The organism is Kitasatospora sp. NPDC059812, from assembly GCF_042732075.1.
GTDB lineage: Bacteria > Actinomycetota > Actinomycetes > Streptomycetales > Streptomycetaceae > Kitasatospora.
In genome coordinates this window covers 84112-105925 of record NZ_JBHWIO010000017.1, presented here as the reverse complement: position 1 = coordinate 105925, position 21814 = coordinate 84112, and the positions used below count along the sequence as shown (strand labels likewise).

Below are 21814 nucleotides of genomic sequence, written 5' to 3'. Positions count from 1 at the left end.
GTCCATGTCCCGCGCCGACGCCGTCGACGGGGCCGGGCCCGATGCGCTGGCCTCCGCCGTCGTCCGCATCCATGACCGTCGAGGCGTCCCGGTCGGCCTCGGCTTCCTGGTGACCGCCGATCGGATACTGACGTGTGCGCACGTGGTGTCCGCCGCGCTCGGCCTCCCTCCGGGAGCCAGGCCGGACACCGACGCCCGCGTCGACGTCGACCTCCCGCTGCTCACCGACCCGCTCGCCGCAACCGACGGCACAGGCGGTACAGGCGGCACAGGCGGTACGCGCGTTCCCACGACTGTCGAACGGTGGGCGCCCGCCCACCCGCACGGCGCCGGGGACGTGGCCGTGCTGCACCTGTCCGCTCCGCTTCCGGGCGCCCGGCCGATCCGCATGGTGGAGTCCTCCGACGTCTGGGGACACACGGTGCGGGCGTACGGCCTGCCGAGCGGCCGCCCGGGCGGTGTCTGGCACTCCGGGGTACTGAGGGCCCGGCAGGCCAACGGGTGGATCCAGGCCGACCTGGCCGCCAACGGCTACCGGGTCTCCCCGGGGTTCAGCGGCGGCCCGGTGTGGGACGAGCAACTCGACGGTGTCGTCGGCATGATGGCGGTCGCAGAGACCGGCGACCCTCCATCCGGTTACCTGATCCCCGCCGAGGGCCTCGCCTCCGTATGGCCGGAGCTTCGCGAACTGGCGCTGCCGCCGTCACCGTTTCGCAGTCTGCGCCCGCTTCAGGAATCCGACGCCCCGGTCTTCCACGGCCGTCGGGCGGAGACGGCGGAGGTCACCGCCCTGGTCGCCCGGGAACGGTGGACCACCCTCGTCGGCCCCTCCGGTTCGGGCAAGTCCTCCCTCGCGATGGCCGGCGTCATACCCCGCCTGCACGCCCAGGGCATGACCGCCGTGGTGATCCGGCCCAACGCCGGCACCACCCCGCTGTCCGCGCTCGCCGCCGCGCTGTCTCCGCTGCTGGAACCGGATCTGACCGAACTCGAACGCCTCGAACGCCTTCCGGCGCTGGTCGGCCTGCTGCGCGCCCAGGGGCTCGGAGATCTCGCGGCTCTCCTGCTGGCCCGCCTCGGCACCGATCAACTGATCGTCGTGGTCGACCAGTTCGAGGAGATGCTCACCGGAGCCGACCCGGCGGCCGTCGATGAGTTGGCGGCCGTGCTGTTCGGCCCGTCGCTCCCTGGGACCGTGCACGTGCTCACCACGCTCCGGGCCGACTACCTGGAGGCCGCGCTGGCCCATCCGAGTCTTGGCCGGGCCTGCAGCCGGCAGGTCTACGCTCTGGGGCCGATGACCGGTGACCAGCTCCGGGAGGTCGTCACCGCACCGGTGGCGGCGATTCCGTCGGTTCGCTACGAGGCCCACCTGGTGGACCGCATCCTGACCGATGCGGGCGGTGAGGCGGGTGCCCTGCCGCTCCTCGGCTTCACCCTCGACCTGCTGTGGAAGCGTCAGGCGGCCGGGGTTCTCAGCCACCGTGCGTACGAGGAGATCGGTCACGTCAGCGGAGCTCTCGGAGAGTACGCCGAGCAGGCCTGGGACAGACATGTCTCCGCCGGGGAGGAGCCGGCCGCCCGCAGACTCTTCACCCGCCTCGTCCGCGTCCCCCTCGGCGCACCCGGTGCCACCCGCCGGACCGTTCCCCGCCAGGAGCTCGCCGAGGACGACTGGCACATCGCCCAACGTCTGGCCGGCACCCGGCTCCTGGTCATCGATCACAGTGCCGAGGGCGTCGAGACCGTCGAACTGGCCCACGAGGCCCTGATCACCGCCTGGTCCCGGCTGCGCGACTGGGTCGGCGAGGACCGCGCATTCCTGGAGTGGCGCGAATCCGTCCGGCACGACCGCCGGCGCTGGGACCACGCCGGCCAACCCGCCGACCTGCTCCCCACCGGGCCCACCCTCGCCACCGCCCGCACCTGGCAGCGCGAGCGCGGCGCCGAGCTGTCCGAGGCCGAACGCAGCTACCTCGAACTCGCCAGGCGGCACCACCGGGCCCGCGGCCGCCGGCGCCGCACCTTCCGGACCGCCCTCGTCGGGGTGATCACCGTCTCCCTCGCCCTGGGCGTACTGTTCGCCACGGCCCGCCGCGATGCCGCGGAGCGCCAGTCCGACTCCGACTCCCGCGCCCTCGTCCAGGCCTCCCAGGACGACATGGCCTACGACCCGGTCCGGGCCGTGATGATGGCCCTCGCCGCGTACCGGACGAAGCCCACGCCGGAGGCCCGGAACCAGCTGATGCGGCAGTACCTCCTCCGGGCCGGCGCGGACTCCCTGTTCTCGGGCCTGTCCGGAACCGGCGGGACGTTCAGCACCAGCCGAGACGGTGACGTCGTCCTCTCCCGCGACGCCATGGCCCACGTCGTCCTGTTCGTCCGCGGCCGGGACGGCACCGTCCACAGCCGGCCGGTCCCGGCCCAGTACGCCTTCTACCTGATGGTCTCCCCGGACGGACGCCGAGCCGGATTCGTGGCCGACGACGGGACGGGAGGCTGGTTCGACGTCGACAAGGAGAGCACCGCGCCCATCGGCCAGGTGCACCAACTTCCCCGGGTGGACGGGGTGCTGCAGATCTCCTCGGCTCCTGCCGACGCGACCGCGATGTCACCCGACGGGCGCTACATCGCGGTTCCGACCCGCGACAGCCTGGTCTGGTGGGATCTGGACGCGGGGACGATCGCCGGCCGCGTTCCCGCACCTCAGAACATGGGAAGCGGGCTGTGGTTCGGCTCCGACGGGCATTCCCTGCTCGTGAGGACCAGCAACGGCAGTACCGGACTGGCCTCCGTGGACATGGCCGGCGGCGCCGCGCGGAACGTGGTGGTGCCTGCTGATCACCAAGGGATCCTGCCCTCCGGGGACCGGACCACCGTCGCCGTCGTCCAGACCCACGAATCCGGACAGGGCAGTGGCACGAAGAGCACCGTACGACTGATCCGGGTGTCCGACGGATCCGTGGTGGGGAAACCGTACGAAACCACGGAGACGATCGCCCCGGCGACCGAACTGATCGCGGCGAACGCCGACGGCCACCGGATCGTGATCAACGAAGCCGCCAAACTGACGCTCCTGGACCTCGACCGGGGAAAAGCCGTCGCGTTGGTGGACGAACCGGGCCGCCTGTACGAGCACGCATCCGTTCTCCTCTCCACCGGCGGGAAGGAGTATCTCGCCGGTCAGGGACGGAGCTCCATCTCCTACACCGAGATCCCCGCGGGCGAGGAGGACACGGCCGCGGCCGACACCGTCCACCTCAGTCGGGACGGCAGAAAGCTCACCACCCGCCTGACGGGCGGCACCGACCTCGAACTCCGCGAGCCCGGGCTCGACCCCGGAAGGCTCCTGACCAGAACAGCCCTGCCACAGCCCGCCTGGAAGGGCAAAGGCGACCGCCTCATGTCCAACCGGGACGACACGCTCATCGCGCTCCGGGACGGCCCGAACACCGTCTCCGTCCGTGATGCCTCCACTCTGCGAGCGGTCGCCCGCATCACAGTGGCACCACCGCCCCAGGGCGACTCGGCAGCCGAGGACTTCAGCTACTTCTTCGACGGGGCCGACCGCCTGGTGACGGTCTCCGGCACCCGGATCCAGCAGTGGGAGGCCAGAACCGGCCTCCGGTCGGCGCAGTTCGACGCGGCCGCGTTCCATCCCCGGGCCGACAAGCCCGGCACGCCGCAGATGTACGTCGGCCCGTACTGGCAGGAGGGAAAGGTGACCGTGGTCGTCCACGACGACCCCATGATCCGTGTCGTCGACATCGGCACCGGCCACACCGTCACGTCGCTGAACCCGGGCATCACCGACCTGATCGCGGCCCGGTTCGACGAGAGCGGCCGCTACCTGGCCGTTCTCCGCCGCAACAGCGTCATCGAACTGTGGCGGCTCGACCCCCTGCAGAGGGAGATCGGCCCCCTCCCCACCACCAGCACACCGGGCCAGAACGCGGCCATCACCCGATTCGTCGACGCCCAAGGCCATTTCATGATCGCGGCCAACAACTCCATCCGGATCTACCAGGTCGGCGGCCAACCTTCCGTCGACTCCTACGACTTCCGCAACGTGACCGACAACAGTCTCCAGGAGCCGCTCACCTTCCTGGACGCCACCACCGACGGAAAGACCTTCCTCATCCGCACCGAGAACGACTACGTCCACCGGATCGTCCTCGACCCCGACGCTTGGCAGCGGAGCCTGTGCCGCATCATCAACTACCGCTCCTTCACCACCGATGAACGACGCACCCTGCCGGTCCGGGTACCCGACCGCCCCCTCTGCCTTCCCCCCAAGCCCTGAAGCTGCGGACGGCCCCGGAATCGACGCCGACTGCGCGGTGAACGCGCAGATCCGGGCTTCCACCCGCAACGGCTGGACGTGATCTCGCGCTTGTCGCCCTCCCGACCACCCGCGCCCTCCCGACCGCCCGCGCCCTCACTCCGGCTGCGGGCGGTGGTTGTGGAACAGGACGGTCCCCTCCACCAGCCCCTTCTCCACCACCGCCGGCGTGGCGCGCAGCCACTGGAGTGCCTCCGCACTGGTCGGGGTGTCGGCGACCAGCTTGTAGAAGGACAGGTAGCCCGCCACGCGTTCCAGGAGCACGCTGTTGGGGATCGGGATCGCCGCCCCGAAGGCGTCGAGGGGATCCCGGCCGGCGGCCCGGTAGCTGTCCATCGTGTGGAACTCGCCGGCGAGTCGGCTGCGCTCGGGCGTGAGCCGGTCCGGGGGGATCGTCTTCAGGATCGCGGAGAGTTTCCCCTGGCTCTTGCTGTAGCTGTCACCCATGGCGAGTTTGAGCGCCGCGGCCGCCTCTTCGCCGAACGCGCGCAACTCGGTGGAGATCTTCCGCTGCGCCATCGTCTGCGGCTTCTCCTGGGACTTGAAACGACCGGTGACCGAGTCGAGCGCGTGCTGCATCTCATGGGTCACGGTCGCGGCGAATTCCCGCAGTTCGAGCGGTGAGGCCTGGTCCTTGGGCGGGGTGATCCGCAGCGCGCCGCCCTCTCCTTCGTTGCTGAGCGCGAACAACGCGCGCGCACCCCTGATGTCCGTCTGCTCGTCGATCTCGATGGTGATCGCGGACTCCTCCAAGGCCTTGAACAACTCCCGGTAGGGGACGCTGAATCCGTCACCTTCCTGCTCGCCGGACGCCTGTTGGAGCAGTTCCGCGAAACGGTCCGGCGAGAGGTGCTGCCGTGACCAGTCGGCCTTGGCGTAGGTGATGGCGCGCTGGACGACCGGCTCACCGGGACGGGCGGCCGGCGCGTCCCCCGTCCTCCTCTGGACGGGGGACCGCTGTACCGGTGCGCCCGCCCCGACGACGGCCTGCGGGTGACCGCACCCCGCACCGTGCTGGTGCCTGGACCGCTCGATCACCCGCGAGACCGCGGCGTTGCCGATGCCGCGCTGCAAGGCGAGGACAGTCTGCGCAGACACGCCCCCGAGGCTCAACCCCAGTCCGTCGGCCGCCGGATCGGCCTTGCGCGGCAGGTCGCGGCGCCGCTGCGGCTCCGACGGCTTGCCGGGGTCTTTCGCGTGCATGGGGAACCCCTCCGGAGGCGCGACAGGTGTTCCCTCCGGCATATCCGGCCGGACTGTCGCCGCGCAGCACAACGGACGATCGGGCACCGATCTGTGCTCCAAAGGGCACGCAACGGCCGGGGTGCGCACCCGTGCTGTGCCCGGTGCGTCCCCGGCCCCGCCGGCGTGGTCAAGGAGGAGAACACGCCGGTGTCGAACGGATCAGCTGTTGCCGCCGCTGCTACCGCCGCCGTTGTTGCCGGTACCACCACCGTTGTTGCCGCCCCCGTTGTTGCCACCGCCGCCGGTGGTGGGAGGCGGCGAGAGCAGGTTGAGCAGGTCGCCCAGAAGGTTGGGCTTGTAGATGTACGTGTTGCCGCAGTTGTTCGAGAAGCCCGCGTCCTGGCCGACCACGCATGCGATGCCGACGTCTCCGCCACGCCTGTCCGTGCCGCCATGGCCGCCGGAGCCGGCGACGGCCCAGCTCGCGTCCGCAAGAACGAGAGCACTGGCAGCAGCTGCAACGACAGCGAATTTCTTGATCATCTCTCCACCTCTTGGTTGGTGACTTCGCTTCATGCTGCGGAATCCACGCATGCCACCACCGCACGGCAGGGCGGTTAAATCGTAAAACTCGATAATATTTCACCCAATTCACCCAGGGTTGACGGGCCGTCACCGCAGGGCAGTCGGCTCACCGGACCCCGATCAGGCTACGAAGCCGACCCACCGCCCGGCCGACTCCCCAACCCCTAACTCCCCGACTCAGAAACCCGCCGTGTCGAGTTCGAGGCTCAGCGGAGGCGGTAGCTGCAGGGGGGTGCCGAAGGGGTGCGGTCCTTCCACCCGGGTGTAGCCGAGCCGGCCCGGCTGGGAGAGCAGCGTGCAGGTGCGTTCCTGCCGGTCGACCAGGAGGTACACGGGCGCGCCGAACTGCGAGTAGCGCCGGCGCTTGGCGGTCCTGTCGGTTTCACCGTTCGACGGTGATGTCACTTCGACGACGAGCACGGTCTGGTCCGGGAGGAGCGCTCCCTCCGTCTTCGCCAGCTCGGCGGGCACGACGGCCAGATCCGGCACGTAGAAGTTCTCCGTGCCGGGCAGGTCGAGGTTCCCGGAGCCGGCACGGAGGTCGAGCTCGCGCATGCGAGGGCCGATCTGCTCACGGATCAGGTCGACAGCACTCTCGTGGGCCCAGGACGGTGACACCGGGGTGATGACTCCCTCTACGATCTCGACACGGTCACCCGCAATATGCCGAATTGCATACTTCAGGGCCTGCTCCGGATTCGGCACCTGGCTGTAGTCACCTGGGCCGGCGTGCGCTGTACTCACGTGCTGCTCTCCTGTCCGGGATCTCAACCCGCAGAACGGACCAGTGACAGTCTGACGTGTCCGCCCCTGGGCGCCACGACATGACGTCACGATGCGCCGGCGTGACACCGGCGGCGGCCGGCGGCCGTGTTCAGGGGGCCGCGAACAGCCGGGGGAAGCCCGGGGCCAGCCACGGCCGGCGGCCCCAGGCGAGCACCTTGCCCCGGGCGAGGGCGCCGGTGGCGGTGTAGCGGCCCAGCGCGATGAGGAAGAACGCCACCGGGCCGGTGAGGATCGTGCAGTCCGGGCGGCGCGGCGGCTCCTGGCTCACCACGGCGGCACCGTCCGTGAAGGTCACCGCGAACCCGCCCAGGCCGCGCACCCGCAGCCGGTAGCAGGCGCTGTGGCCGGCCGCGGCGCGCGCGTCCAGCACCCGTGGCATCGCCATCTGCAGGAAGGGCATCGTCAGCCCGACGCGGTGCCGGTCGAGCGGGTGCGGCCGCCCGAGCGCGACGGCGATGTCGTAGAGGTGGCCCAGCATGTGGGTCAGCAGGTAGGCGCCGAGGGTGTCCAGGTCCATCGGGCCGAGCGGGGTCAGCACCGGCTCGGTGCCGCCGCGCGCGCCGGCCGCCGCCGTGAACTCCCGTGCCTGCCGGGCGATCTCCCCGGCGAGCACGGTCAGGTCCCGCTCCGGCCGCCTGGCCAGCGAGGCCGCGTTCGCGGCGGCCAGCGACCCCGGACTGCCGTCCCCGTACGGCCGTTCCTCGCCGGCGGCCAGTGCGGCCATCAGCTCGTTGGCCATCGCCAGGTGGGCGGCGGCCTCGCCGACCGTCCACTCGGCGCCGGGTATCGGGGTGTCGCCGCGGCCGCCGGCGAGCAGGGCGACGGCCTCGTCGCCGACGGCGGTGACGGCCTCGAAAAGCGCGGTGCGCGCGGCACCGGGGACGTGCTCGGGGAGCGGGAGGGTCATGGTGGTGAAGACTGACCGACCCCGGCACCGCTGTCCAGACCCGCGACACGGTCCGGTCCGGCCCCTGACCATCGCGGCCCGCCTGGACGACGAGAGCCGGTCGGCCCGCTATCGGGCCCCGCAGGCCCCTACGCTCGGCTGAAACCGTGGCTGCGCTCCACCTTCGCCACGTGCAGCGTGTAGTTCTGGTACCACTCGGCCTGCCCGCGCTTCTGCGCCGCGCGGTGCTCGACGTTGCTCCGCCACTCCGTGAGGGCGTCGGCGTCGCGGAAGTATCCGACAGTGATGCCCAGGCCGCCGGGAGTCTGGGCGTGGTCCATCCCCAGGTATCCGGGGACGTCCTTCACCAGGTCTTCCATGCGTGCGCTGGTCTCGCTGTAACCGCTCTGGTCCTGGGTCCGCACTGTCGTGAAGACGGCCAGGTAGTAGGGGGGTTCATAGGCCTCAACGGGCGCGACAGGCGCTTCGGGGTGATCGCTCATGGCGCCACCGTAAGGCGGGACGCGCCGAATGATCCAGTTCTTTCCTGAACAGCTGATGCGCCTTGCGTCCTCGCCCCGCTGTCAGCTCCCGGAGGTGGCGGCGGGGGCGAAGGCGAGGGCGGTGTTGTGGCCGCCGAATCCGGCCGACGTGCTCAGTGCGAGGTGGAGGCGCTGGCGGCGGGGGCCGCCGTGGACCAGGTCGATCGCGCAGGTATCCCGGTCGGGGACGGCGAACCCCGCGGTGGCGGGGACGAGTTGGTGCTGCACGGTGAGCACCGTCAGGGCGGCTTCGATGGCACCGGCGGCGCCCATCGTGTGGCCGAGCGCGCCCTTGGCGGAGGTGACGGACGGGGGGCGCCGGGCGAAGAGCCGGCCGACCAGGCGGGCTTCCGCGGAGTCGTTGAGCGGAGTGCTCGTGCCGTGGGCGTTGACGTGGTCGACGTCGTCGGGGCCGGCGCCGGCCTCGGCGAGGGCCAGCCGGGCGGCCGCTTCGAGCCCGCGGGCTTCCGGGTGCGGTGCGACGGGGTGGTGGGCGTCGGTGGCGGTTCCGGTGCCGACCAGCAGGGCTCTGGGCGTGGCCTGCCGCGACGCCGCGTCCGACCGGCGTTCCAGGACGAGGAAGCCCGCTCCCTCGCCGATGACGAAGCCGTCGCGGTCCGCGTCGAACGGGCGGGAGGCGCGGGCGGGGTCCGTGTTGCGGGAGAGCGCCTTCATCCGGGCGAATCCGGCGACGCAGACCGGAGTGATCATGGCGTCGGTGCCGCCGGCCAGGGCGATGTCGCAGGCTCCGGTGTGGAGCAGCAGAGCCGCGGTGTGGATGGCGGCGGCCCCGGAGGCGCAGGCGGTGGCGGTGTGCAGCACCGGGCCCGTCGCGCCGAGCTCGATAGCGAGTTGAGCTGCTGCCATGTTCGGCAGGAAGGCGGGGAGCGCCAGTGCGGACACGGCGGAGGGGCCCAGGGTGCGGAGCCGTTCCGCCGCGTGTTCGTAGCTGCCCACTCCTCCGGCGGCGGAGCCCAGGACCAGGGCGACCCGGGCGCCGTCCCAGCGCGCGGGTTCGAGGCCCGCGTCGGCGACGGCCTCCCGCGCGGCGGCGATGGCGAAGCGGGTGGCGCGGTCCAGCCGCCAGGGCTGGCGGCCGCCGACCAGCGCGGCTGAGTCGCCGGGGACCCGGCAGGAGAGGGCGACGGGGAGCCCGGCGAGCGCCGGGTCGGGTGCGGCCGTGCTGCGGGCGTCGAGGACGCCTCGCCAGGTCGGCTCCGCCCCGTGACCGGCCGGGGTGACCAGGCCGATCCCGGTGACGGCGAGCGGTGGGCGGGCCGCACTCATGCGGCTGGGCCGGGCGGCTGCTCGGGGTCGACGGACGGGTCAGGTTGGACGGACGCGACGGGCTCGACGGACGCGACGGGCCGGACGGGCTGCGCGAGCAGGGCGTGGATGCGGTCGACGAGTTGGCCCACCGTCACGTCGGCGGCGGAGTCGAGGTCGTCGTCCAGGGCGACGCCCCAGTGTTCCTGGAGGGTGACGACGAGTTCGATCCGGGCGAGGGAGTCGAGGTCGAGCTCGTCGAGGGCGGCGTCGTCGCCGATCGTGTCGGAGGGAGTGTCGAACTTCTCGGTGAGCAGGGTGACCAGGTGCTCGCGGACGGGGTTCACGGTGGGCTGACCTCCTCGTGGTCGTGGTCGTGGTCATGGTCGTGGCGCGGGGGCCGGGGTTCCGGGGCGGCCGTCCGTACGGGTGCGTCCGGCCACAGCAGGGTGGCGGAGGCCCAGGTGAGACCGCCGCCGAAGGCGGTGAGCAGGGTCGGAGCGCCCGGGCGGCAGGCCCCTCGGGCGGCGGCATCGGCGAGGGCGAGCGGTACGGAGGCGCCCGCCGTGTTGCCGACGTCGCGGATGTTGCCGAAGCGGTGCCGCGGCGGGATGCCGAGGCGGTCGGCGACGGCGTCCAGGATCCGCTGGTTGGCCTGGTGCCCGATGAAGGCCTGGACCTCGCGGGCCTGCCAGCCGGTCGCGGCCAGGGCGGCCCCGGCGGAGGCGGCCATGCGGCGTACGGCGTGGGCGTAGACCTGGCGCCCGCGCATCCGGAAGTAGCGGTCGCCGCGCCCGGGGGCTTCGGTGGCGGGGAGTCGAGAGCCGCCTGCGGCCACGGTGATCAGGTCGCTCTCGCCGCCGTCGCTGCCCCAGTCGGTCTCCAGCAGGGCCCCGGGTTCGGTGGTGTCCCCGGGGCGGAGTACCACCGCGGCGGCGGCGTCGCCGAAGAGCGGTGCGGTGTCGCGGTCGAAGGGGTCGACGATGGCCGAGTACTTCTCGGCCGCGACTACCAGGGGGGTGCGGCAGGCGCCGCTGCGGAGCAGGGCGGAGGCCGTGGCCAGGCCGTAGAGGAAGCCCGAGCAGACGGCTGCGAGGTCGAACGCGGGGACCGGTCCGAGGCCGAGGCGGTGGGCGACCTCCGGTGCGGTGGCCGGGCAGGGGCGGTCCGGCGTGGTGGTGGCCAGCAGGAGCAGGTCCGGGCGCAGGCCCGGGGAACCGGTGGAGTCGATCGCGGCGCGCGCGGCGGCCGTGGCCAGGTCCCCGGTGCTGACGCCGGGTCCGGCCAGCCGCCGGCGGTGGATGCCCGTCCGGCCGGTGATCCACTCGTCGGTGGTGTCCAGGCCGCCCCGGGCGATGACCTGGGTGTTGGTCACCTCCCGGGGCGGGAGGCTGGAGCCGAGACCGGCGATCACCGCCGTGGCACGGCGGCCGGGGAAGGGGGCGGAGGGTGGCGAGGTCATGCCGCGGCGAACGGGGAGGGCGGCTTGGGCGTGCCCGCCAGACCGCCGTCGGGGACCGAGAGGCCGCCGTCCAGGGCGATCGCCTGCCCGGTGAGGAAGGCGGAGGCGGGCGAGGCCAGGAACAGCGCCGCCGCGGCGACCTCCTCCAGTTCGGCCCAGCGCCCCATGGGCACGTGGGCCAGCAGCCAGTCGGTGAGCGCGGCGTTGGTGTGGACGGCGGCCGTCATGTCGGTGCGCACCCAGCCGGGGCACAGCGCGTTGACCCGGATCCCGCTGCGGGCCCAGCCGGCCGCGAGGCTGCGGGCGAGGGAGACCTGGGCGGCCTTGGTCGCGGCGTAGACCTCCATCATGGGCGTGCCGACCAGACCCGCGACCGAGGACATCAGCACCAGGCTGGCACCGTCCGACTGCGCCAGGTACGGGTGGGCGTGCCGGCAGATCGCGGCGGTGGCGTTGAGGTTGACCGCGACCACCTCGTCCCAGACGTGCTGCGGGAGGTGCTGCAGCGGTGCGAGGAGGGTGCTGCCGTCGGGGTTGGTGGGCAGGATGCCGGCGTTGTGGACGACGATGTCGAGACCGCCCAGGGCGTGGGCGGCCTGGTCGACGATGGCGGCCTGCCCGGTGTCGGCGAGGTCTCCGGGCACCAGGACGGGGGTGCCCCCGTAGCGGGCCACCTGGTCGGCGGTGTGCTTCAGCGCGGGCCCGGTACGGGCGGAGAGGGCGAGCCGGGCCCCGGCCTGGGCGAGCGCGACGGCGACGGCCTGGCCGATGCCGCGCGAGGAGCCGGTCACCAGTGCGCGGCGGCCGTCGAGGCGGAAGCGGTTGAGGATGGTCATGAGGGGTTCCTCCGGTTCCGGCGGGGCGTCAGTCGGTGGTGTTCCGGGCGGTGCCGTCCTGGACGGCGGTGTCCCGGGCGGGGGAGTTCAGGACGGGGGTGTCCTGGGCGCTGCTGGACCGAACAGGCGCGCGCAGGGAGCGGGCGCCCGTCCAGGTGAGCAGGGCGCTGCCCCAGGTCAGGCCGGCGCCGAAGACGCAGACGAGCACGCGGGCCCGGTCGGCCAGCAGGCCGCGGGCGGCGGCGTCGGCCAGCGCGAAGGGGGCGGAGGCCGCGCCGATGTTGCCCGTCAGGTCCCCGGTGATGTGCAGGCGTTCGGCCGGGATGCCGATCCGGTCCGCGACGGCGCGCAGGAGCACCGGGTTGGGCTGGTGGGTGATGAAGGCGTCGATGTCCTTGAGGTCGAGGCCGTGGTCGGTGAGGGCCTGGTCGACGAGGCGGGGGAAGATCTCGGTGATGAAGTCGCGCACGACCCGGCCGTCCATGTGGATGTGGTGCAGCCCGGCGGCCAGGCTCTCGGGGCCGGCGGGTATCCGGCTGCCGCCGGCGGGGATCAGCACGTGGTGCGCGCCGCGGCCGTCCGAGCCGAGGCGGAAGCCGTGGAAGCCGGCGTCGTCGTGGACGGGGCCCAGGACGGCTGCGGCGGCGCCGTCGGCGAAGAGGACGGCGGTGGCTCGGTGGGCGGGGTCGACGAACTTCGAGTAGGCCTCGACGCCGACGACCGCCGCGTACCGGGCGCCGGGGGTCGTGGCCAGCCAGGCGTGCGCGACCTTGACCGCGAACAGCCAGCCGGAGCACGCCGCGCTGACGTCGAGTGCGACGGCGTTGGCGGCGCCGGCGAGGGCCTGGACGCGGCAGGCGGTGGCCGGCCCGAGTTCGTCGGGCGTGGAGGTCGCCGCGACGACGAGGTCGAGCCGGTCCGGCGGGATGCCGGCGGCCTCGCAGGCGGCCAGTACGGCGGCCGCTGCCAGGTCCGAGGCGGCCTCGTCGGGTGCGGCCCGATGCCGTTCGAGCACGCCGGTGCGCTCGGTGATCCAGGTGGCCGAGACACCGGCGGGAGGGCCGACCTCGTCATTGCCGCGGACCTCGGCGGGCAGGTACGTGCCCATGCCCAGGACGCCGGTCATGGGGGGCTTCCTTCGGTTCACGACGTGCTCCCGGTGCGATCGGAGGAGCCGGTGGAGGAGCCGGTGGAGGAGTTGGCGGGGGCGCCGGCGGAGGCACCGTGGGCGGCCAGGAGCGCGGCGGCGTAGTCGGGCTCGTCGAGGGCCGTGCGGGCGAGGCCGGCCCCGGGGTCGAGGGCGGCCACGATGTCCGGCAGGGCCTGACGCAGTCGGTCGCACAGGGCGTCCATGGCGGCGGGCAGGGCGCGGACGGCCGAGGGGGTGAGCACGCCGGTCGCCAGCAGGGGGCCGGCCAGGCACCGGGCCTGGCGCAGGCCGTCGAGCGCGGCGAGGTCGGCCGCCCGGGGAACGGACCACCCGTGCCCGTGCGCGGTACTCCCCTCCACCGCGGCCTCGGCCGCGAGCCGGCGGGCCTGGACGTCCCCCAGCTCCAGGGCGTCCTCCAGCAGCGGGTTCCACAGGTCCAGGTCGCGGTGGAGCGAACGGTGGAGCGAACGGTAGAGCGAACGGTGGGGCGAGCGGCGCAGCGCCTCGGTACGGGCCGAAGCCGCGGCGGCGAGGTCGTCGGCGAGCCGGTCCTGCAGCGCGGCGACGACCGCCGGCCACCACGCGGCATCGGTCGGGTCGGCCGGGAGGCGAAGCGGGTCAGCCGGGAACCGGCCCGGACCGGCCGACCGCCGATCAGGGCGTGCCCGCTCCTCGGCGAGGGCGCGGCCGGCGTCGAGCAGGATGAGGGTGTTGTCCCCGCCGGCGTTGTCGAAGGCGCGGGCGAAGCCGAGGTAGCCCGGCAGCCGGTTGTGGTCGAAGAGGCCCGACACCCCGCAGCGGTGCTGGAGGGAGTCGACGAGGTCCGCCACGGCCCGGGTGCTGTGCGCCTTGTAGAGGGCGAGCGAGCGGTCGACCGCGGCCCAGGGGGAGAAGGTCATCGCCGTACCCGGGCCGTCGGAGGGCTTCGCGGCGCGCAGCCCCGCCCACGTGGACAGGGCCGCCCGGGCGGTGCAGCGCAGGGAGAAGGCGGCGGCCAGCGCTCCGACGACGGCGTGCTGCTGGGTGCGGTACTCCAGGACCGGGCTCCCGGGCGCCAGCCGGCCGTGCGAGCGGCGGCCCGCGCTGAACCGCCACGCCATCGCCGCGCTGCGGCCCGCCAGGCCCGCCATCGCGGACGGCAGGGTGGCCCACAGCCCCTGGCCGCAGCTCAGGGTCCGCTGGAGGCGGGCGTCGGCGCTGGGCTGCGGGTCATGCAGCACGCCCGTGGCGTCGATCCCGGCCCCGTCCGCCAGCCAGCGGTCGTACGGGATTCGGGCGCCGTGGAACCGGACGAGGCCGTAGGGCAGCGGGAGCGCGCCCACCGGGAGCGGGCCGGAGACGGACACTCCCGGTGCCGGGCGGCCGTCGGCCCCGGTGATGTCGACGAGGAAGGAGAACACTCCCCCGTCCCGGGCGCCCGTCAGCAGCCGTGCGCAGACCACCGCCTGCTGGGGCAGGCCGAGCGCCGCGACGGAGGAGAACTTCGCGGCCCGGTGGTCCGGGGTGTGCAGCGTGAACGCGCGGCGGGCCGGGTCGAACCGGGCCTCGGTGCGGATCCCGAGGTGGCTGCCGGCGTCGCCGATCTCGGTGACCAGGAAGGAGCCCTTGGTGCGTGCGTGCGCGAGGGCGCCGTCCGGGTCCGCGGCCTTGCCCCCCAGGAGGACCAGCGAGCCGACGCACAGGGTGTAGTGGGAGAGGAAGGTCTGATAGAGCGATGGATCCGCCAGTGCCGTCGCCTCACTGAGCGCGGCCAGCAGGTCCGCGTCGGCGACCACCTCGGCCGCCGGCGGCAGCGAGGCCGCCAGGCGGGCCAGCCGCCGGTGCGCGCTGACGTCCGTGCGCAGGGCTGCCGCCCCGTGTTCGGCCCGGTGGTCCGCGAGGAGCTGGCCGAACTCCGCGGCCCGCCGGGGAGGGAGCAGCGCCGAGAGGCGGGTCAGGACGTCGATCGCGTCGGCCTCCTCGCCGGGCCTCCGTTCGGTGTTCATGCGTCCCCCCGTGCGGCCGTCGTGGTCGGGTGGTGGTGGTGCGACGTGCCCTCCCCCGGCGTGGCGGGAGGCGGGCAGGAGCGCGGGGGCTCCAGCGACGCCTGGGGCGGAAGCGGCGCCTGGGGGCCGGTCGGCCACGGGCCGTCGGCGACCGGCGCGAGCGCGTCCTGCCGCGGGTCGATCCTGCGCACGCTGTTCGTCAGCGTGCTGCCGGTGCCCGCCTCGACGACCAGCGAGGCGTCCGCCAGGGCCGCGCCGAACACCGCGGGCAGGTCGAAGGGCCTGACCAGGCAGGCGGACAGCGCGCTCGGGAGGTCGCTGTCCGCACGGTAGAGCCGGCCTGCCACCGCCGAGTACACCGGTCGGCGCGGCGGGGACAGGCGCAGCCGTCGGGCGAAGTACGCGAACGCGCCGGCCTCGTGGACGAGAGCCGGGTGGTGGCTCATGAACGGGAGCCGCAGCCGCTGCGCCCCCACGCTGTGCGCCGTCGCCGACCGTTCGACGACGGCGAGCCCGTCGAGCGGGCCGGAGACCACCGTCTCCCCGCCGTGGTTGACACAGGCCACCACCACGCCCGTGCCCGGCCCGGCCGCCGCGAGCAGCCGGCGGGCTGTGGCCGGGCCCGCGCCCAGCAGTGTCATGCCGCCGCCGTGGCCGGTCAGCAACTGCCCGAGCCGGCAGGCCAGCCGGGCCCCGTCGGCGACCGAGCAGCATCCGGCCGCGGTCAGCGCGGGGATCTCGCCGAAGCTGACCGCCAGGAGGCGGTGCGCCCGGCAGCCGTCGGCTTCGAGTGCGCGGTGCACCGCCAGGGACACACCGAACAGCGCGAGTTGTACGGTCCCGGCCGGCTCGGCGGCCAGCGCGCCGGCGCTGAGCGGGGAGCCGCCGGGCAGTCGGGAGCCGCCACCCGAACAGGAGCCGCCTGTCAGCTGGGAGCCGACACCCGAACGGGAGCCGTCTGTCAGACGGGGGCCGATCGGCGCCACCCCGAACTCGGCGGCGACCACGTCGGCCTCCTCGAAGACCTCGGCGACCGCGCGTGCCAGCGACCCGACGCGGGGAAGCGTCCGCAACAGCGGAGTCAGACTGAAATCCCCCTGCCCGGGGAACATGTGAACGAACTTTCCGGTGGCCGTGGGACTCAGCGGACGCTGCGGGCCGGACATCACGGATTCCGCCTCCACCCTGGGGCACGTACGAAGGAAACGCCCCGACATCACCGATGGTGGAGTCTGCGGCCGCCCTCGCGGGCGCTTTTCGACGGCCGGCCCGTCAAGCTTTTCCGGGCGTCAACTTTCAAGGAATTACATCGAGTTGGGAATCCCATTCGGGTATCCCGGCGGCACCGCGAGCGGATAGCATGGCGGGATGTGCGCAGCGCGACCGCGTACCGCGGAGGCCGGACCGGGCCGCCGTGAGCGCGGCGTCGACGACCCGCCGGGAGAGACATGGCCGTCCGCCGTGTGCCGAACGCCCGCCTTCGCGAACTCCTCAAAGAAGCCCGATGGACCGGAGAGCAACTGGCCCGGGCCGTCAATCAGATCGGCGCCGAATCCGGATGGGCCCGGGCCTACGGGCGCGCCTCGGTGCACCAGTGGCTCACCGGAGCTGTTCCCCGCAAGCCCGCCCCCCACCTCGTCTGCGCGGCGCTGGGTCGTCGGCTCCGACGGCCCGTCACCCTGGCCGACGCCGGATTCGGTGACCCGCCGCCGGACACCCCGACGCCGGATTCCCCGGCGGTGCTCGCGCGGCTCGCGGCGGCGGCCGCCGCACCCGATCGCCACGGGAACCTCCTCTCCTACCAGCCGCCGCCCGCCCCGTCCGGCAGCCCGACCGGCCTGACCGAAGGCCCGACCGAAGCCGCGATCGGAGGCCCGACCGAAGCCCTGACCGGCCCGCCGGTACCCGCGGGCGCAAAGGCGCCCCCGCCCCAGCCGGACGCGCTCGCCCTGCTGCTGCCCGTCTTCTCCGCGATCGACCGCGTCCACGGCGGAGGCCAGGCCCGCACCGCACTCGCCGCGTTCCTCTCGACCACGGCGGCGCCCATGCTCGCCGCACCCGCCCCGCCCGTCCGGCACTTCGGCATCCTCGGAGCCACCGCCCGACTGTGCTACCTGTGCGCCTTCATGCACATCGACGACGACCTCAACGGCCTCGCCGGCCAGTACTACCGCCTCGCCCTCGACCTGGCCCGGCACGCCGGCGACACGGCCGCCCAGGCGATGACCCTGCGCGCCATGGCCACCCAGGCCTACGAACTCGGCCACCGGCGCCAGAGCCTGCGCCTGGCGCAAGCCGCCGCCGACTGCCGCATCAGCTCCTCGGCGCCGCGGCTGCGCGCCTCCGTCCTGGGGCAACTCGCCCTGTCCGAGGCCGCCGTCGGCGATCGGACGGCCGCGCTGCGCCACATCGGCGACGCCCGCGACCTCCTCACGAACGCCACGGGCCCGCCGCCGCCGATCGGCGACTACCACCGCGCCTCGTGGGACCACCAGCGGGCCCTCGTCGGAGTCGAACTCGGCGACCCCGCCGGGGCGATCAAGCTCCTGGAGGTGTCCGCCGCCCGCAGGCCCCGGGGCGAGTCCCGCTCCCGTGCCGTCATCCTCAGCAGGCTGGCCGAACGGCAGCTGGCGGCCGGGCACATCGAAGCCGCCTGCGCCACCTGGCACGAGTTCCTCGACGTCTACCCGCTGCTGGCTTCCCGCCGGGCCCATCTGGCCAGGGCGCGGATGCCCGGGCTTCTGCTCCCCCACCGCCGACGGCCGGCCGCGGACCACCTCATCCAACGGGCCACCGCCCTCGGGCGCGTCTGACGATTCGCGCCCGCGGCACCGTCCGGGCCTTCTCCCCGTCAGGGCCGGCGCGGAGTCCGCGCGAGGACGTCGGTCGCGACCTCCGTGACCGTACGGTGGTAGGCCACGCTCACCGGCCCCAGGCCGCCGATCGCCCCGACCACCGCGTCTGTCGCGTCTCCGGCGCCCTCGGCCGCCCGCAGCGGGGCGATCACACCGACAGTCGCCGCCGCCGCGATCTCCTCGGGCCGCAGGGCGTTCAGACCGTTGAACGCCACGAACGTGCCGGAGCGGATCGACGCCGCCACGGCACTGCCGGCGGAGACCAGCACCAGGTCGCTGGACTCCGCCACCGCACGGACGGCGCGCCGCCGGTCGGAGGAGCGGTAGCACCACTGATCGGGGTGCTGGCCTCGAAGCAGCGGGAACCGTGCGCGCAGCACCCCGAGGATCTCCGCGACCTCCTCGACCGGTGAGCACGGGTGCTGGACGAAGGACAGCCGCTCGGGATCGACGGACCGCAGGGCCTGCGCCCCGGCCGCGTCGGCCACCCGGACCCGCCCCGCCTGCTGCGCGCCCGCCTGCTGCGCGGCGGGACCAGCCGGGGCGAAACCGCCGCCGCCGAGCACGAGGACGGTGTCCCCGCGAGCCTCGTACTGCCGGACGGCGGCCCACGTCGCGGCCGCCCGCGGACACTCAGCCTGCCCCGCGCCCCCTGCGGACGGGGCGAGCCGGTTCAGGGGCTGGGACGGGACGACCGGGGTCGGCCCGCACGCGGGCTCCGACGCGCAGACGATCAGCCGCCTGGTCCGCACCGTGGCCGACCAGACGCGGACGGCCTCCGCCGCCACCGCCTCCTGGCGGGCCGGAGCGATCACGGCGATCCCCACCACGGCCCCGTCCAGGTCGATGTAGGTCGTGGCGAACAGCCGCCCGCCCCGGCCCGCCGGCAGGATCCCGCCGGCACCGATCCGGGAGGCGAACCCGCGCTCGTGGAGCCACCCGGCCACGAGCGGGGCCGCCGGGCAGGTCACCGGTCCGCGCGTCGGATGGACGTAGCCGGACAAGACGGTGATCGGACCGTCAGGGCCCGATGCCACGTCGGACTGCTCCGTCAACCGGGACCGGTTCATGCCGGCTCCTCCCAAGGGTGGCTGGCCACGTCGTTCGGCTCCGGCGAGGATCGAAGATCGAAGATCGCGGATGCCGTTGGTGATCTTCCGAGTGTGCCCGGTGAAGCCGCGTCGGCGAGCTGCGGACAGCGCCGTGGACAGAGGTGTCGCCGACGGGCGTCCGACAGCACTCCGGCGACGGCAGCGGGGGCCGGAGCGGGCGACGGGCCGGGTGTGAAAGTCGGATCTCCATGAATCCGACCCGCCAGTGAGCCACATGCGAATGGAAGTCGCATTGTCCTGGCGGTCGGACGGCCGGAATCCACTCCACAGCACGACGATTCACCGGCGACACGATTAACCTGAACGCCACATTCGGACAAGAAGTCGAGTCGACCACATGAACCACGAACTCCCTTACTTTCGAGCCGAGTTGAACCAATCTCCGACCGGTCACGCCGGACGCCCCGGCGAACCCCCGGAGTTCGGGGCAAAGGTTCCGTGCGCACGCGAATAGTCCAGCCCGCGACGGCCTGCGTGGCGCGATGCCACCGGCGCTGGAATATTGCTAGAAGTGACGGCAGTCACACGCAATGGAGTTCGATGTGCGCTTCGCGACGCGCGATGTCCGCCGCTCGGTCATCGTCAGCCTCATGGGTACCACGCTCGTCTGGTACGACTTCTTCCTCTACGTCAACGCTTCGGTGCTGGTCTTCAAGCACCAGTTCTTCCCCTACCTCTCGCCCTTCGCGGCGACGCTCACCGGCATCGGCCTCTACGGGGCAGCGCTGGTGGCACGGCCGGTCGGCGGGGCGCTCTTCGGGCACCTCGGCGACCGCCACGGCAGGCGCCCCGCCCTGGTCGGCGCGCTGCTGCTGACCGGGGCCTCCACCGGCCTGGTCGGGCTGCTGCCCGGCTACGGCCAGATCGGCTTCGCCTCCCCCCTCCTGCTGGTCACGCTGCGCCTGCTCCAGGGGCTCGGCCTGGGCGGTGCGTGGGGGGCCGCCACCGTCGTCGCGCACGAGTGCGCCGAACCGGGGCGCCGGGGGCTGGTGTCGAGCTGGGCCCAGATCGGCGCGCCGGCGGGCAACCTGCTGGCGTTCGGGGCCATGACGGCGGTCTCCGGTGCGCTGACCCCCGCCCAGTTCATGACCTGGGGCTGGCGACTGCCCTTCCTGCTCTCCGCCGTGCTGGTGGTGGTGGGGCTGTGGGCCCGGGCGCGGATCGAGGAGACCCCCGCCTTCCGGGCGCTCGCCCTCACCGGGGCCCGCAGCCGGCGGCCGGTCGTTGAACTGATCGCCCGGCACCGCAGGCAGCTGCTCATCACCACGGCGATCACCGCCGGAGCCGACGTCGTGCTCTTCGGCTTCTCGTTCAACTACGTCCTCACCCTGCTGCGCGTCGCCGGCCTGTCGCTCAACGCCCTGATCGCGCTCTCGCTCCTCGCCCCGCTCGCGTTGATCACCCTGATCCCGTTCTTCGGCGCGCTGTCCGACCGCTACGGGAGACGACGGGTCTGCCTGGCCGGGACGATCACCATGGCGGTCTGGGCCTCCTCGTTCGCGCCCCTGCTGCGCTTCGGCTCTCCTCCGGTCCTGGTGCTCGCCTACCTGCTGTCGCTGGTGGGCTTCGCCGCGATGTACGCCCCCCAGGCGGCCCTGGTCTCCGAGCTCTTCCCGAGCCGGGTGCGCCTCAGCGGAACCGCCGTCGGCTACCAGCTGGGCGGACTCCTCGGCGGCACCCTCGCCACCTACCTGACCGCCGAGGCCACCGACTGGTTCAAGTCCCCGGCCGTGACCCCGCTCTACGTCCTCGCCGTCCTGGTGGTCAGCGGCACGGCGCTCCTCACCCTCGCGCGCCACGGCGAGGACGACGGCTCCCCCGCAGCGGCCGGGCCCTCGGGCTCCGGGTTCCCCACCCCGTCGAGCCGTCCCACAGCCCCGGCCCCCGGACTCCCCGGGTGAGCCGGCCCGCAGCACCACCGGGTTCCCCCACCCCAAGAAAGGCACGACCCCATGAAGCACCCCATCGGTATCGCGGCCGCCGCCCTCGCGGCCGGCACCCTGGTCGGCGGACTGCTCGTGTACGACACCTCCGCCGCGGGAGTGCCCCAGGTCATCACCTGTGAGGACAACTTCACGATGACCTTCAGCTCCGGCCTCACCCTCGTCCCCCAGGACAACATCACGGCCACCCTCGGCAACCCCAAACTACTGAACTGCACCGGTGACGCCCCCATCACCCAGGCCGACTACGTGGGGACCGGCCTCGGCAACGGCGTGACCTGCGCGGCCGGCAGCTACCAGAACGCGCCCGGCACCCTGCAGCGCGTCACCTGGGAGACCGCGAACGGCCAGCCCACCACGGAGGACCCGGGCACCACCGACTTCACCTGGGACATGCAGCCGATCCAGGACCTGCTCAAGTCGAGCAACCCCCTCAGCGGCGGCATCACCGCGGGCCGCTACAAGGGCGCCACCTGGACGGTGGTCCTCGACCCGGTCAAGTCCAACATCGACCTCACGGCCTGCAGCACCCCGACCGGCCTGAAGTCGATGACGCTGGACGGGACGGTCACCATCACGCTGCCCACCGGCACGCAGTCCCCCACGCCGACACCGACCTCCACCTCCAGCCCGACCGCCACCGCCACGCCCACCCCCACGCCCACTGCCACACCTACGGGCACCCCCACGCCTACGGCCACCCCCACGGCCAGGCCCATGCCCGTCCCCTTCGTCCCCGCGCAGGACGCCTGATCCCGAACGGGCGCCCCACCGCCACGCTGCCGCAAGCCCCGCCCCTCGCTGCGGAGCGGGCGGTGCCCGGCAGGCTCGGGCCGGGCAGGACGAGCCTCCCGGACACGGCGGCCTGACGAAGCACTG

The 21814-nt window shown here is 73.4% G+C and carries 17 protein-coding genes; 4 read left to right on the top strand and 13 right to left on the bottom strand.

The window, feature by feature from the left end:
• Nucleotides 1-4: 4 nt before the first annotated feature.
• Nucleotides 5-4303, top strand: a complete 4299-nt coding sequence (locus ACFV6D_RS12150; RefSeq protein ID WP_380559472.1) for a trypsin-like peptidase domain-containing protein — start codon at nt 5-7, stop codon at nt 4301-4303.
• Between the two features lie 135 nt (nt 4304-4438).
• On the opposite strand, the gene ACFV6D_RS12145 is transcribed toward ACFV6D_RS12150, so the two are convergent.
• The 12 genes from ACFV6D_RS12145 to ACFV6D_RS12090 form a co-directional block, all read right to left on the bottom strand.
• Nucleotides 4439-5545, bottom strand: coding sequence for a hypothetical protein (locus tag ACFV6D_RS12145; protein WP_380559470.1), 1107 nt, complete (start codon nt 5543-5545; stop codon nt 4439-4441).
• Between the two features lie 201 nt (nt 5546-5746).
• Entirely contained in the window at nt 5747-6070 is a 324-nt protein-coding gene (locus ACFV6D_RS12140; protein WP_380559468.1) for a hypothetical protein, read from the bottom strand.
• 219 nt (nt 6071-6289) lie between these two features.
• The gene (locus tag ACFV6D_RS12135) at nt 6290-6856 is read right to left on the bottom strand and encodes a Uma2 family endonuclease (protein WP_063352015.1); all 567 of its coding nucleotides are present in this window, start codon (nt 6854-6856) and stop codon (nt 6290-6292) included.
• A gap of 130 nt (nt 6857-6986) precedes the next feature.
• Complete coding sequence (locus ACFV6D_RS12130) at nt 6987-7805, bottom strand: maleylpyruvate isomerase family mycothiol-dependent enzyme (protein ID WP_380559466.1); 819 nt, start codon at nt 7803-7805, stop codon at nt 6987-6989.
• 128 nt (nt 7806-7933) lie between these two features.
• Nucleotides 7934-8287 carry an antibiotic biosynthesis monooxygenase family protein gene (locus ACFV6D_RS12125; protein WP_380494632.1) on the bottom strand — a complete coding sequence of 118 codons (354 nt, stop codon included), beginning with the start codon at nt 8285-8287 and terminating at the stop codon, nt 7934-7936.
• Between the two features lie 81 nt (nt 8288-8368).
• A complete protein-coding gene (locus ACFV6D_RS12120; RefSeq protein WP_380559464.1) occupies nt 8369-9613 on the bottom strand; it encodes a beta-ketoacyl-[acyl-carrier-protein] synthase family protein in 1245 nt (414 codons plus the stop codon).
• Nucleotides 9610-9939: an acyl carrier protein gene (locus ACFV6D_RS12115; protein ID WP_380559462.1), complete on the bottom strand. Its 330-nt coding sequence runs from the start codon at nt 9937-9939 to the stop codon at nt 9610-9612. The genes ACFV6D_RS12120 and ACFV6D_RS12115 overlap by 4 nt, the downstream gene beginning before the upstream one ends.
• Nucleotides 9936-11054, bottom strand: a complete 1119-nt coding sequence (locus ACFV6D_RS12110) for a beta-ketoacyl-ACP synthase 3 (RefSeq protein ID WP_380559460.1) — start codon at nt 11052-11054, stop codon at nt 9936-9938. The genes ACFV6D_RS12115 and ACFV6D_RS12110 overlap by 4 nt, the downstream gene beginning before the upstream one ends.
• Nucleotides 11051-11890, bottom strand: a complete 840-nt coding sequence (locus ACFV6D_RS12105) for an SDR family NAD(P)-dependent oxidoreductase (RefSeq protein WP_380559458.1) — start codon at nt 11888-11890, stop codon at nt 11051-11053. The genes ACFV6D_RS12110 and ACFV6D_RS12105 overlap by 4 nt, the downstream gene beginning before the upstream one ends.
• Nucleotides 11891-11918: 28 nt before the next feature.
• Nucleotides 11919-13016 (bottom strand): 3-oxoacyl-ACP synthase III family protein, encoded by a 1098-nt coding sequence (locus ACFV6D_RS12100; RefSeq protein WP_380559456.1) that lies wholly within the window; start codon nt 13014-13016, stop codon nt 11919-11921.
• Nucleotides 13017-13033: 17 nt separating this feature from the next.
• Entirely contained in the window at nt 13034-15025 is a 1992-nt protein-coding gene (locus tag ACFV6D_RS12095) for a hypothetical protein (RefSeq protein WP_380559454.1), read from the bottom strand.
• The gene (locus ACFV6D_RS12090; protein WP_380559452.1) at nt 15022-16098 is read right to left on the bottom strand and encodes an acyltransferase domain-containing protein; all 1077 of its coding nucleotides are present in this window, start codon (nt 16096-16098) and stop codon (nt 15022-15024) included. Before ACFV6D_RS12090 ends, ACFV6D_RS12095 begins: the two co-directional genes overlap by 4 nt.
• Nucleotides 16099-16473: 375 nt before the next feature.
• On the opposite strand from ACFV6D_RS12090, the gene ACFV6D_RS12085 reads away from it, so the two are divergent.
• Nucleotides 16474-17838 (top strand): tol-pal system YbgF family protein, encoded by a 1365-nt coding sequence (locus ACFV6D_RS12085; protein WP_380559450.1) that lies wholly within the window; start codon nt 16474-16476, stop codon nt 17836-17838.
• A gap of 38 nt (nt 17839-17876) precedes the next feature.
• Here the strand turns inward: ACFV6D_RS12085 and ACFV6D_RS12080 are convergent, their stop codons facing one another.
• Nucleotides 17877-18950 carry a hypothetical protein gene (locus ACFV6D_RS12080; RefSeq protein WP_380423127.1) on the bottom strand — a complete coding sequence of 358 codons (1074 nt, stop codon included), beginning with the start codon at nt 18948-18950 and terminating at the stop codon, nt 17877-17879.
• 632 nt (nt 18951-19582) lie between these two features.
• On the opposite strand from ACFV6D_RS12080, the gene ACFV6D_RS12075 reads away from it, so the two are divergent.
• Nucleotides 19583-20893, top strand: coding sequence for an MFS transporter (locus ACFV6D_RS12075; RefSeq protein WP_380423126.1), 1311 nt, complete (start codon nt 19583-19585; stop codon nt 20891-20893).
• 51 nt (nt 20894-20944) lie between these two features.
• On the top strand, nt 20945-21688 hold the full coding sequence (locus tag ACFV6D_RS12070) for a hypothetical protein (protein ID WP_380423125.1): 744 nt from the start codon (nt 20945-20947) through the stop codon (nt 21686-21688).
• Nucleotides 21689-21814 lie beyond the last annotated feature (126 nt).

Excerpts from the sequence above, each read along its gene's own strand:
- ACFV6D_RS12150 (WP_380559472.1), top strand. The coding sequence starts at position 5 with ATGTCCCGCGCCGACGCCGTCGACGGGGCCGGGCCCGATGCGCTGGCC.
- ACFV6D_RS12145 (WP_380559470.1), bottom strand. The coding sequence starts at position 5,545 with ATGCACGCGAAAGACCCCGGCAAGCCGTCGGAGCCGCAGCGGCGCCGC.
- ACFV6D_RS12140 (WP_380559468.1), bottom strand. The coding sequence starts at position 6,070 with ATGATCAAGAAATTCGCTGTCGTTGCAGCTGCTGCCAGTGCTCTCGTT.
- ACFV6D_RS12130 (WP_380559466.1), bottom strand. The coding sequence starts at position 7,805 with ATGACCCTCCCGCTCCCCGAGCACGTCCCCGGTGCCGCGCGCACCGCG.
- ACFV6D_RS12125 (WP_380494632.1), bottom strand. The coding sequence starts at position 8,287 with ATGAGCGATCACCCCGAAGCGCCTGTCGCGCCCGTTGAGGCCTATGAA.
- ACFV6D_RS12120 (WP_380559464.1), bottom strand. The coding sequence starts at position 9,613 with ATGAGTGCGGCCCGCCCACCGCTCGCCGTCACCGGGATCGGCCTGGTC.
- ACFV6D_RS12110 (WP_380559460.1), bottom strand. The coding sequence starts at position 11,054 with ATGACCTCGCCACCCTCCGCCCCCTTCCCCGGCCGCCGTGCCACGGCG.
- ACFV6D_RS12105 (WP_380559458.1), bottom strand. The coding sequence starts at position 11,890 with ATGACCATCCTCAACCGCTTCCGCCTCGACGGCCGCCGCGCACTGGTG.
- ACFV6D_RS12100 (WP_380559456.1), bottom strand. The coding sequence starts at position 13,016 with ATGACCGGCGTCCTGGGCATGGGCACGTACCTGCCCGCCGAGGTCCGC.
- ACFV6D_RS12095 (WP_380559454.1), bottom strand. The coding sequence starts at position 15,025 with ATGAACACCGAACGGAGGCCCGGCGAGGAGGCCGACGCGATCGACGTC.
- ACFV6D_RS12085 (WP_380559450.1), top strand. The coding sequence starts at position 16,474 with ATGGCCGTCCGCCGTGTGCCGAACGCCCGCCTTCGCGAACTCCTCAAA.
- ACFV6D_RS12080 (WP_380423127.1), bottom strand. The coding sequence starts at position 18,950 with ATGAACCGGTCCCGGTTGACGGAGCAGTCCGACGTGGCATCGGGCCCT.
- ACFV6D_RS12075 (WP_380423126.1), top strand. The coding sequence starts at position 19,583 with ATGGGTACCACGCTCGTCTGGTACGACTTCTTCCTCTACGTCAACGCT.
- ACFV6D_RS12070 (WP_380423125.1), top strand. The coding sequence starts at position 20,945 with ATGAAGCACCCCATCGGTATCGCGGCCGCCGCCCTCGCGGCCGGCACC.